Below are 11066 nucleotides of genomic sequence, written 5' to 3'. Positions count from 1 at the left end.
GGAACTGCGACCCGATGAGGACCGGCGCGGGGGCGGCGACCCGCAGCCTCGCTGGCGCACCCCGCGCGGCCCGGAGGGACGCCCGGGCTCCCCCGCCGCGCGGGCGGCGGCCCGCTCCGACTCACGCGACTACCGCCGCGAGGCCCGGGACATCGACCGCGCCCGCGGCTCGGCCCCGGCGGCTCCCCGCGCCGGCCGGGAGCGCTCGCAGATCCCCCGCGACGACTTCGCCTCGCTTCCACGGATCTCCGGCAGCCGCGCAGCCCAGCCCGACCTGCCCAGCCTCAGTGGCGACGAACGACCCGGGCGCCGCGGCGAGGCGGCGTCGAACCCTGGACGCTACGAGCACTACCGGCCCCCGCGGTACCGGCCGCAGAGCGAGGACACGGCGGTGGAGACCAACTTCCGCGACGACTTCGCCGAGCCCGCGGAGCCCCGGCCGATCCGCAAGCACCGTTACAAGGACTGAGTCAGTCGGGGCGGTAGCCGCGGCGTAGAGGCCGCGGAGGGTCACCTCGACGTCGTCGAGGAAGGAATCGACCTGACGCGGTACTCGGGCTCGGTCAGGCCTTGGCGCGGGGCCGCAGCTCGCGCGGCAGGGCGAAGACCAGCGTCTCGTTCGCCGTGGTGACGGGCTTGACGTCGTGGAAGCCCTCGCCGTCGAGGTACTCGACGACACCCTTGACCAGGATCTCCGGCACCGAAGCGCCCGAGGTGATGCCGACGGTCTCCACGCCGTCGAGCCACGCGGGGTCGATTTCGCGGGCGAAGTCGATGAGGTGCGCGGCGCGAGCGCCGGCCTGCAGCGCCACCTCGACCAGGCGCACGGAATTCGACGAGTTCCGCGAACCCACGACGATCACGAGATCGCACTCGGGTGCCATCGCCTTCACCGCGACCTGGCGGTTCTGCGTGGCGTAGCAGATGTCGTCGCTGGGCGGATCCTGCAGCTTCGGGAACCTCTCGCGCAGGCGGCGCACCGTCTCCATCGTCTCGTCGACCGAGAGGGTGGTCTGCGAGAGCCAGACCAGCTTGTCCTCGTCGCGCACGACGACGTTGTCGACCGAGTCGGGTCCGTCGACCAGCTGCACGTGGTCCGGCGCCTCACCGGCGGTGCCCTCGACCTCCTCGTGGCCCTCGTGGCCGATGAGCAGGATGTCGAAATCGTCGCGGGCGAAACGCTTGGCCTCCTGGTGCACCTTGGTGACCAGCGGGCACGTCGCGTCGATGGTGCGGAGGCTGCGCTGCGCGGCACCCTCGTGCACCGCCGGCGAGACGCCGTGCGCGGAGAACACCAGGAGCGATCCCTCGGGCACCTCGTCGGTCTCGTCGACGAAGATCACGCCCTTGTCCTGCAGCGTCTCCACGACGTGCCGGTTGTGCACGATCTCCTTGCGCACATACACCGGGGCGCCGTGCTTCTCGAGGGCCTTCTCGACCGTTTCCACCGCACGGTCGACACCCGCGCAGTAGCCACGCGGCTCGGCCAGCAGGACACGCTTGCCAGAACTCATGCCTCCAGGCTACGGCACCTGACGGTGTGCCGGTGAGAACGATGAGGCACCCTTGATACATGAGCCGTTTACCGTTCGTGGTCCGCGTCGCCGTCGGGGCCGTCGCCCTCGCCGCTGAAAAGGGCCAGGAGATCGTCGGAGGGGCCGTGAACGCCCCGCTCACGCTGGGCAGCAAGTCCGCGCAGGCCTTCATCCACGTCCAGCAGGACCTGGCCGAGCTCGCCGTGCGCGGCGATCGCGCGATCGAGTCCGTCTTCCCCGCGAAGGCGGAGGAGCAGGCCGCGTGGGCCACGTTCGACGACGACGAGGACGTCGACGTGGACGTGCCCGCGTCGAAGCCGGCGTTCGGCGAAGTCCGGCCCGCCACCGAGCCGGCTCGGGCCGACGGTGCGCAGGCCGACGTCGCCACCGCCCCGGAGAAGGACGGCGCCGACCAGGCCCCATCGGGCGCGGGCCGGTACGCGCTGTACAGCACCAGCCCCGCCCCGGCACCGTCGGATGCCTCGGCCGCCGCGGAGACGCCCGACGACCTGCCCGCCGTGGCACGGCGGATCGACTACCCCGAGCTCACCCTCGCGCAGCTGCGCGGCAGGTTGCCCGGCCTGACCACGCCGGAGGTGGAGTCGCTCGTGGAGTACGAGCGCGGTCACAAGGCGCGGCCGCCCTTCCTCACGATGCTCGAGAACCGCATCACGCGGTGACCGGACCGGCTTCGACCAGCGCGCCCGGCGGCGCCGGCGGCCCGTCGAGCGCGGAGCGCCCCTGGCCCGTGCGCGTGGTCTCGATGAAGATCGCGCAGTGGATCGACCGCCTGGGCGAAGTGTGGGTCGAGGGGCAGATCACCCAGCTCAACCGCCGCGGCGGCGGCACTGCTTTCCTGACGTTGCGCGATCCGTCGGCGAACGTCTCGATGCAGGTCACCTGCCTGCCGGCCGTGCTCGACCGCTCCGAGGTGCCGCTGAACGAGGGCACCCAGGTGATCGTGCGCGGCAAGTTCACCTACTGGACCGGCAAGGGCAGCCTGTCGCTCCGGATCACCGAGATCCGTGCGGTCGGAGTGGGCGAGCTGCTGGCCCGCATCGAGCGGCTGCGGCAGCTGCTGCACGCCGAGGGGCTGTTCGACCCGCGGCGCAAACGGCCGCTGCCCTTCCTGCCGCGCACCGTCGGCCTGGTGACCGGGCGGGCCAGCGCCGCCGAGCGCGACGTGCGGTCGATCGCCGAGGGGCGTTGGCCCGGCGTGCGGATCCGCGCCGAGTACGCCACCGTCCAGGGCCCGACGGCGGTCCCCCAGCTCGTGGCCGCGCTGCGCTCCCTCGACGCCGACCCCGATGTCGACGTCATCATCCTGGCCCGCGGCGGCGGCAGCGTGGAGGACCTGCTGCCCTTCTCGGACGAGACGCTGTGCCGCGCCGTGCACGCCGCCCGCACCCCCATCGTCTCCGCGATCGGCCACGAGCCCGACAACCCCCTCTGCGACTTCGCCGCCGACGTGCGCGCCGCGACGCCGACGGATGCTGCCAAACGCGTGGTGCCCGACGTGGTGGCCGAGCTGGACCGGATCGCCGAGCTGCGCCAGCGGGCCGCCGCGGCGCTGCGCGGCTGGGTCGACCGCGAGGCGCGCAGCCTGGAGTCGCTGCGCTCCCGGCCGGTCTTCGCCCACCCGCTGCGCCTCGTCGACGACCGCGCCGACGAGGTCGAGCGGCTGCTGCGCGACGCCCGGCGGGACGTGCGGCGCACCGTCGAACGGGAATCCGACCGGACCGTGCACCTGGCCGCGCGACTGACCGCCCTCGGTCCCGCCGCGACGATGGCGCGCGGTTACGCCGTGGTCCAGAAGGTGACGCCGGACGGCGAGAACCCCGTGGTCCGCGCCATCGACGAACTCGCGCCCGGCTCGCAGGTTCGGATCCGGCTGCCCGACGGTGCCGCATCCGCCGCGGTGATGGGCGTGACGAAGATCTCCGTACGAACCGAGGATGAGTGATGACCGACGAGACACCCGTGGCCGAGCTGGGCTACGAGCAGGCCCGCGACGAGCTCGCGGTGGTGGTGAAGCTGCTGGAGCAGGGCGGGATCGACCTGGACGAGTCGCTGAACCTGTGGGAGCGCGGCGAGGCGCTCGCCAAGCGCTGCGAGGAGCACCTCGCCGGCGCGCGGGAGCGGATCGAGAAGGCGATCGCCGCCGAGGAGTGACCCGGGGCGCCAGCCATGCCCCTACCGGGGCGTGGGGGCCGGCGCGCCGGACCGCGGCAGCGGCTGCTGCGACTGCACCGCGGCCGCGAGTTCGGTGAACCGCGGCACGGTACCGCCGCCGAAGACGACGAGCACGACACCGTCGAGCTGGAGGACCCAGGCGCTGCGGTTCCTGTCGTTCGGGCCGTAGACGTCCCAGGTCCGCCCCTCGACCGGGACCGTGCCGGAGGGCGTGGCCCTCGCCCCGTACACCGACTCGACGACCTGGTCGACCGGGGCGCCGGACTGCGAGAGCTGCAGTGAATTCTTCTCGGGAGTCACGTAGTTGACGGAGAAGACCTTGCCGCCGACGACGTCGTCGTCGCGCGTGGCGGTGGCCTTCCAGCCCTCGGGCACTCCGGCGGCCACTCCGGCGCCGCCCGGCATCCGCACCGCGAAGCCGTGGGTATCCGCCGACACCTGGTAGACGCCCTCCGGGTTGATCGCCTGCACGTTCTCGTCCTTCGGATCGGCGCCGAAGCCGAGCTTGAAGTTGCCCGACGCGAACAGGGCGATCAGGCACAGGGCTAACAGCGGAACCATCGTGAGCACCATGTCGCGACGGTTCTGCAGGATCCGGGGTTTCTCAGCCACGCCGTCCAGTATCCCGGGCGCGACGTCGGGCGATCCAGGCGGGCAGGTCCGGCGGTGCTGCCGTGGGCTCGGGCGGCGGTGGCGACTCCGGCCCGGTCGCCGACGGGTGCGGCATGAAAGAATCGAGCGATGCCCGCCGCGCGTCACCGCGCGCATCGAGATCCGGAGGAATCCATGTCCGATACCCACGCTGAGAAGAACCCCATCGCCCCGGACCGGAATCTAGCCATGGAGCTGGTCCGCGTGACCGAAGCCGGCGCGCTCGCCGCAGGCCGCTGGGTGGGACGCGGCCAGAAGGAGTCCGGCGACGGCGCGGCGGTGGACGCGATGCGGCAGCTGGTCTCGACGGTGTCGATGAGCGGCGTGGTCGTGATCGGCGAGGGCGAGAAGGACGAGGCGCCCATGCTCTACAACGGCGAAGAGGTGGGCAACGGCTTCGGCCCGTCGACCGACGTCGCCGTGGACCCCGTCGACGGCACCACGCTCATGGCCAAGGGCATGCCCGGGTCGATCGCCGTGCTGGCGGTCGCCGAGCGCGGCGCCATGTACGACCCCTCCGCGGTCTTCTACATGAACAAGATCGCCGTGGGCCCCGAGGCCGCCGGCGTCATCGACATCCAGGCGCCGATCGCGGACAACATCGCGAAGGTCGCCAAGGCCAAGGGCATCAAGGTCACCGACGTCACGCTGACGGTGCTCGACCGCCCCCGGCACGAGCAGCTCATCGCCGACATCCGCGCGACCGGCGCGATCGTGCGCCTCATCTCCGACGGTGACGTGGCCGGCGCCATCGCCGCCGCCCGCCCCGAGGCCAAGACCGACATCCTCGTCGGCATCGGCGGCACCCCCGAGGGGATCATCGCCGCCGCCGCGCTGCGCTGCATGGGCGGCGAACTGCAGGGCACCCTCGCGCCGACGACGGACGAGGAGAAGCACCGCCTCGCCGACCTGGGGATCGATCCGAACCAGGTCCTCGGCACCACCGACCTCGTGCGGGGTGAGCACGTCTACTTCGCCGCGACCGGTGTGACCGACGGCGACCTGTTGCGCGGCGTCAAATACCGCGCCGACGGCGCGACCACGCAGTCGATCGTGATGCGCAGCAAGTCGGGCACCGTGCGCACCGTCGACGCGACGCACCGTCTGACCAAGCTGAAGACCTACGCGCAGATCTTCGACTGAGAGTGATCTTCTCCTCGGGCCCTGGGAATGATCCCGGGGCCCGAGTACTTTTCTAAGGTATGGCTAAGAACGCTGACACCCCGGAGACCGAGTACCGCATCGAGCACGACACCATGGGCGAGGTCCGGGTGCCGGTGAACGCGCTGTGGCGGGCACAGACGCAGCGCGCCGTGGAGAACTTCCCGATCAGCTTCCGCCCACTCGAACGCGCCCAGATCCGGGCGATGGGTCTGCTGAAGGCCGCCGCGGCGCAGGTGAACCAGGACCTGGGGCTGCTGGCGCCCGAGAAGGCCGCCGCGATCATCGCCGCCGCGCGGGAGATCGCCGACGGCCTGCACGACGACCAGTTCCCCATCGACGTCTTCCAGACCGGTTCCGGTACCAGCTCGAACATGAACGCCAACGAGGTGATCGCCTCGATCGCCGGCCGCAACGGCGTCCAGGTGCATCCGAACGACGACGTGAACATGTCGCAGTCGTCGAACGATACGTTCCCGACGGCGACGCACGTCGCGGCCACCGAGGCCGCCGTGACCACGCTGATCCCCGCGCTGGAGCACCTGCAGGCGGCGCTGGCCGCCAAGTCGGCAGCGTGGCGGTCGGTGGTGAAGTCGGGCCGCACGCACCTCATGGACGCGGTGCCCGTGACGCTGGGCCAGGAGTTCGGCGGGTACGCCCGGCAGGTCGAGGCCGGCGTCGAGCGCGTGCGGGCCACGCTGCCCCGCGTCGGCGAGGTCCCCATCGGCGGCACCGCCGTGGGCACGGGGCTCAACGCGCCGGAACGATTCGGCTCGCTCGTCGTGGCCGAGCTGGTGCGCCTCACGGGCGTGGAGGACATCCGGCTGGCGAAGGACAACTTCGAGGCGCAGGCCGCGCGCGACGGTCTCGTCGAGCTCTCGGGCGCGCTGCGCACGATCGCGGTCTCGCTCACCAAGATCGCCAACGACGTCCGCTGGATGGGCTCCGGCCCGCTCACCGGGCTCGGCGAGATCGCCCTGCCCGACCTGCAGCCCGGCAGCTCGATCATGCCCGGCAAGGTCAATCCGGTTCTGCCCGAGGCGGTCACGCAGGTGGCCGCACAGGTGATCGGCAACGATGCCGCGGTGACCTGGGGCGGGGGCAACGGCGCGTTCGAGCTCAACGTGTACATCCCGATGATGGCCCGCAACGTACTCGAGTCGATCGCACTGCTGGCGAACGTCTCCCGGCTGTTCGCGGACCGCTGCATCGACGGTCTCGTCGCGCACGAGGAGCGGCTGCGCACGCTCGCGGAGTCGTCGCCGTCGATCGTGACGCCACTGAACTCGCTCATCGGCTACGAGGAGGCGGCGGCCGTGGCGAAGCAGGCACTGAAGGAGGGCAAGACCATCCGGCAGACCGTGATCGACCGCGGCCTGATCGGCGAGAAGCTGACGCTCGAGGAACTGGATCGTCGACTCGACGTGCTGGCCATGGCCAACGTCGACCGCGTCCGGTGACGCCCGCCCCCGCGGCCGGTCAGGTGAGGCTCGCGGCTCCGATCGCGCCGTAGGGCGCCGCGGCGGGCGCGCACTCGCCGCCGTTCCTGACGGCGGAGACGATGAGCGACTGGGCCCCGTCGAGCGGGATCGTGATGGGCTGGGGCCCGTCGTCGCGGGTGAGCGTGGCTGCCAGCTTCGTCTCCCCGTCGACGATGAACGAGATCCGCACGCGAAGCGAGGGCGGGGTGTGCGGTTGAAGGCCCAGAACCCCGGTGAGCCGGGCGAACTCGCCGCCGAGGCGGTAGACGGCCGTCGCGGCGGTGCCTTCGCACCCGATCCAGATGCCCGTCGCGCTGCGGTAGGTGGTGCCCGCGATCGTTGCGGTGAGGGCCTGGCCGGTGTCGCCGACCGCGCTGGAGGACGCGAGCCGGGTGTGGAGCGGAGTGCCCGCGGGCGTCGGTTCCGCCAGCCCCGTCGCGGTGCCGGACGAAGCCGCGACCACGGTCGCCTCGGTGCCGTGCACACCCGGCCGTCCCTGCTCCGGCGGTGCCGACTGCGCGCTGCAACCAGACGTCGCGAGAGCGGCCGCACAGGCCATGACTGTGAAACTTGTTCTCAATCCCACGCGGTGAGAATAGCCCGCCGCGCGGGTCTCGTCAGCGGCGATCGACGAGCAGGTACGACGCGCCGGCCGCCACCGCCGCCACCGCGAGCACGGACGGCCACGCGCCGATCTTCTTCGCCAGCGGGTGCGACGCACCGAATCCGCCCAGGTACACGGCGCCAAGCGCAGCCGCGGTCCCTGCACCGGCCTTGGCGTACCACCCCTGCGCCGCCGCCGCTCCCGCCGCCGCGAGCACGACGCCGCCCAGCGGGCGGATCCCCGTCTCGCGGGCCACGTAGTAGCCGCCCACGAGTCCGGCGGCGGCGATCGGGGCGGTGCCGATCCGGTCGATGAAGTCGGTCATTCCTCGACACTACCCACTACCGCGCGTAGTAGACCTGTGTCGCGCGTCGCACGATCGATTCCCTGCGGTTTCGGCGACCGAATCGCAGGTCGGCGCCGCCGAAACCGCAGGGAACTGATCGAGGCGATACCTACGTGCGCATTCTCCGCAACGGCGTCGCGATCGGTACGGATCCCTGCGGGTAGCTTGGACGGCATGAGCACGCCGCGCTGGTTCACGGACACCGCAGAAGGCCACAGCGAGTGGTACATCGAGCGTTTCCGCACCATGGCGCGTGAGGGCGCGGACCTCGCCGGTGAGGCGCGACTGGTCGATGCGATGGTGGGACGGAATTCGCGGATCCTCGACGCGGGCTGCGGGCCGGGCCGGATCGGCGGCTACCTGCACTCCGTCGGCCACGACGTGACCGGCGTCGACGTGGACCCGAAGCTCATCGCCGCGGCGCGGCAGGATCATCCGGGCCCGCGGTGGATCGTGCAGGACCTCGCCGAGCTGGACCTCGACGGCACGTTCGACGCCATCGTCTGCGCCGGCAACGTGCTGGTCTTCGTCGCCGAGGGCACGGAGACCACGGTGCTGCGGAACTTCCGCCGCCACCTCACGAACGACGGCTTCGCGATCATCGGCTTCCACACGAACCGCGGCCTCACACCGGATCAACTGGACGTCTACGCCGCCGAGGCAGGACTGCGGACCGATCTTCGCCTCGCGACGTGGGACGTCAAGCCCTGGCACGACGGCGCCGACTTCGCCGTGACGATCCTGCGCCCGGCCTGACGGAGCGAGCGGCGCACCGTCGAACCCGACGGCGGTGCGCCGGACGACCTACCGCTCCTTGGAGCGCACCCGGATCCCGCTGAGCGGCAGGGCGACCTCACCCGACGGATCGGTGAAGAAGTCGTTGCCCTTGTCGTCGACGACGATGAACGCGGGGAAGTTCTCGACCTCGATCTTCCACACCGCCTCCATGCCGAGCTCGGGGTACTCGATGACCTCCTGCGACTTGATGCAGTCGAGGGCCAGGCGCGCCGCGGGCCCGCCGATGGAGCCGAGGTAGAAGCCACCGTGCTCGTTGCAGGCCTGAGTGACCTGCTTGGACCGGTTGCCCTTCGCCAGCATGACCATCGAGCCGCCGGCCGCCTGGAACTGGTCGACGTAGCTGTCCATACGGCCCGCGGTGGTCGGCCCGAAGGAGCCGGACGCCATACCCTCCGGCGTCTTCGCGGGACCGGCGTAGTACACCGGGTGGTCCTTGAGGTACTGCGGCATGGGCTGCCCCGAGTCGAGCAGGTCCTTGATCTTGGCGTGCGCGATATCGCGGGCCACGACCAGCGGGCCGGTCAGCGACAGGCGCGTCTTCACCGGGTACTTCGACAGCTCGGCGAGGATCTCCGACATCGGCCGGTTCAGGTCGATCTCGACGACCGCGCCGCCCTCGATGTCCTCCGCCACACCGGCATCCGGCATGTACTGCGCCGGGTCGGTCTCCAGCTGCTCCAGGAAGACACCGTCGGCGGTGATCTTGCCGAGGGCCTGGCGGTCCGCGGAGCAGGACACGGCGATCGCGACGGGCAGGGAGGCACCGTGCCGCGGCAGGCGCACCACGCGCACGTCGTGACAGAAGTACTTGCCGCCGAACTGCGCGCCGATGCCGAAGGACTGGGTGAGTTCGAAGACCTTCTCCTCCAGCTCCTTGTCGCGGAAGCCGTGCGCCGCGATGGATCCCGTCTCGGGCAGGTCGTCGAGGTAGTGCGCCGAGGCGTACTTCGCGGTCTTCAGCGCGAACTCCGCGGAGGTGCCGCCGATGACGATCGCCAAGTGGTACGGCGGGCAGGCCGCGGTACCGAGCGAGCGGATCTTCTCGTCGAGGAACTTCAGGATGCGGTCCGGGTTGAGGATCGCCTTCGTCTCCTGGAACAGGAAGGACTTGTTGGCCGAGCCGCCGCCCTTGGCCATGAACAGGAACTTGTACTCCGGCCCCTTCGGCCCCTGCTCGGTGGCGTAGATCTCCACCTGCGCCGGCAGGTTGGTGCCGGTGTTCTTCTCCTCGTACATGGTGATCGGCGCGTTCTGCGAGTAGCGCAGGTTCAGCTTGGTGTACGCGTCGTAGACGCCGCGGGAGATCCACTCCCCGTCGTCGACGCCGGTCAGCACGCCCTCGCCCTTCTTGCCCATGACGATCGCGGTGCCGGTGTCCTGGCACATGGGCAGCACGCCGCCGGCGGAGATGTTGACGTTCTTGAGCAGGTCCAGCGCCACGAAGCGGTCGTTGCCCGACGCCTCGGGGTCGTCGATGATCCGGCGGAGCTGCTTCAGGTGCGCGGGCCGCAGGTAGTGGCTGATGTCGTGCATCGCCTCCGCGGTCAGCTGCTGCAGCGCCTCGGGCGCGACCTTGAGGAACGTCCGCCCGTCGACCTCGACGGTCTCGACGCCCTCGGTCGTGATGAGCCGGTACGGCGTCGTATCGGGACCGATGGGCAGCAGGTCGGAATAGATGAATTCGGGGCTGTTCGAAGTCACACATCGAGGGTATGCCTCCCCGTTGCGCCGGTCCGGGTTAGGCTGCCCTACCTGCAGGAATCGGGGTCGACGGGGTCGTCACCGCAGGGCCGGAAGGATCAGCCCGACCGCTCCCGCCGCGCACAACCAGGTGCGCACCACGTTCCACGCCCCCCAGGTGCGGGCGAACTCCGCCCACTCGACCGCGCCCGCCGCCAGGCGCTGGTTGAGCGGAACGTTCACCGCGACCGTGAGCACGAGCGCGGCAACGGCGCAGAGGGCGCCGAGCACGCCGAGCACGCCGGCGACGGTACGCGCGTCGAGGGCGACGACCAGCCAGATCGCGGCGACCAGAGCGAGCAGCGGGGCGAGGAAGAAGACCGCGAGGAAGGGCGGTCGCTCGACGGCGTCGTTCATCCGGCGCATGGCGTCGGCGCCCTCCGGCGCGTCGAACAGACCCGTGATCACGGTGGCGTAGGCGAAGTAGAAGCCGGCCAGCACGCCGCTGAGGAGCGCGGCCGACCCGAGGAGGAGTTTGAGAGTCACGAACCAAGGATCGCGCTCCCAGCGTGGCGTGATCCATCGTTCGGAGGAACGATTCCATACGCATTCGTCTA

Annotated in this window: 13 protein-coding genes; 7 read left to right on the top strand and 6 right to left on the bottom strand. The window is 70.9% G+C overall.

Features of this window, described 5'->3' with window-relative positions:
* On the top strand, positions 1–469 hold a 469-nt coding region (locus FK529_RS20055; protein WP_205124389.1), incomplete at its 5' end, for a hypothetical protein.
* Positions 470–563: 94 nt separating this feature from the next.
* Here the strand turns inward: FK529_RS20055 and FK529_RS13715 are convergent.
* Positions 564–1514 (bottom strand): 4-hydroxy-3-methylbut-2-enyl diphosphate reductase, encoded by a 951-nt coding sequence (locus tag FK529_RS13715; protein ID WP_146562028.1) that lies wholly within the window; start codon positions 1512–1514, stop codon positions 564–566.
* A gap of 59 nt (positions 1515–1573) precedes the next feature.
* On the opposite strand from FK529_RS13715, the gene FK529_RS13710 reads away from it, so the two are divergent.
* The 3 genes from FK529_RS13710 to FK529_RS13700 are packed head-to-tail and all read left to right on the top strand — an operon-like array spanning position 1574 to position 3707.
* Positions 1574–2215: a lipid droplet-associated protein gene (locus FK529_RS13710; protein WP_146562026.1), complete on the top strand. Its 642-nt coding sequence runs from the start codon at positions 1574–1576 to the stop codon at positions 2213–2215.
* Positions 2212–3498, top strand: coding sequence for an exodeoxyribonuclease VII large subunit (gene xseA / locus FK529_RS13705; RefSeq protein WP_146562023.1), 1287 nt, complete (start codon positions 2212–2214; stop codon positions 3496–3498). The genes FK529_RS13710 and xseA overlap by 4 nt, the downstream gene beginning before the upstream one ends.
* Positions 3498–3707, top strand: a complete 210-nt coding sequence (locus tag FK529_RS13700; protein WP_068524445.1) for an exodeoxyribonuclease VII small subunit — start codon at positions 3498–3500, stop codon at positions 3705–3707. The genes xseA and FK529_RS13700 overlap by 1 nt, the downstream gene beginning before the upstream one ends.
* A 21-nt stretch (positions 3708–3728) precedes the next feature.
* On the opposite strand, the gene FK529_RS13695 is transcribed toward FK529_RS13700, so the two are convergent.
* Positions 3729–4340: a DUF4245 domain-containing protein gene (locus FK529_RS13695; protein ID WP_158635119.1), complete on the bottom strand. Its 612-nt coding sequence runs from the start codon at positions 4338–4340 to the stop codon at positions 3729–3731.
* A gap of 174 nt (positions 4341–4514) precedes the next feature.
* Between FK529_RS13695 and glpX the strand changes: the two genes are divergently transcribed.
* A complete protein-coding gene (glpX, locus tag FK529_RS13690; protein ID WP_146562018.1) occupies positions 4515–5522 on the top strand; it encodes a class II fructose-bisphosphatase in 1008 nt (335 codons plus the stop codon).
* Positions 5523–5581: 59 nt separating this feature from the next.
* On the top strand, positions 5582–7000 hold the full coding sequence (locus FK529_RS13685) for a class II fumarate hydratase (RefSeq protein WP_146562016.1): 1419 nt from the start codon (positions 5582–5584) through the stop codon (positions 6998–7000).
* Positions 7001–7019: 19 nt separating this feature from the next.
* Here FK529_RS13685 and FK529_RS13680 read toward each other — a convergent pair whose 3' ends face one another.
* Positions 7020–7505, bottom strand: coding sequence for an NPCBM/NEW2 domain-containing protein (locus FK529_RS13680; RefSeq protein WP_158635118.1), 486 nt, complete (start codon positions 7503–7505; stop codon positions 7020–7022).
* A 133-nt stretch (positions 7506–7638) separates the two neighbouring features.
* Entirely contained in the window at positions 7639–7950 is a 312-nt protein-coding gene (locus FK529_RS13675) for a hypothetical protein (RefSeq protein WP_146562011.1), read from the bottom strand.
* Between the two features lie 195 nt (positions 7951–8145).
* Between FK529_RS13675 and FK529_RS13670 the strand changes: the two genes are divergently transcribed.
* Positions 8146–8727: a class I SAM-dependent DNA methyltransferase gene (locus FK529_RS13670; protein WP_146562009.1), complete on the top strand. Its 582-nt coding sequence runs from the start codon at positions 8146–8148 to the stop codon at positions 8725–8727.
* A 48-nt stretch (positions 8728–8775) separates the two neighbouring features.
* On the opposite strand, the gene FK529_RS13665 is transcribed toward FK529_RS13670, so the two are convergent.
* Positions 8776–10470, bottom strand: a complete 1695-nt coding sequence (locus FK529_RS13665) for a fumarate hydratase (RefSeq protein ID WP_146562007.1) — start codon at positions 10468–10470, stop codon at positions 8776–8778.
* 78 nt (positions 10471–10548) lie between these two features.
* Positions 10549–10995: an anthrone oxygenase family protein gene (locus FK529_RS13660; RefSeq protein WP_146562005.1), complete on the bottom strand. Its 447-nt coding sequence runs from the start codon at positions 10993–10995 to the stop codon at positions 10549–10551.
* Between the last annotated feature and the right edge of the window lie 71 nt (positions 10996–11066).

Source organism: Tsukamurella asaccharolytica (genome assembly GCF_007858435.1).
GTDB classification, from domain to species: Bacteria; Actinomycetota; Actinomycetes; order Mycobacteriales; family Mycobacteriaceae; genus Tsukamurella; species Tsukamurella asaccharolytica.
The sequence above is the reverse complement of the archived record's forward strand: the minus strand, read 5'-3'. Positions and strand labels throughout refer to the sequence as shown.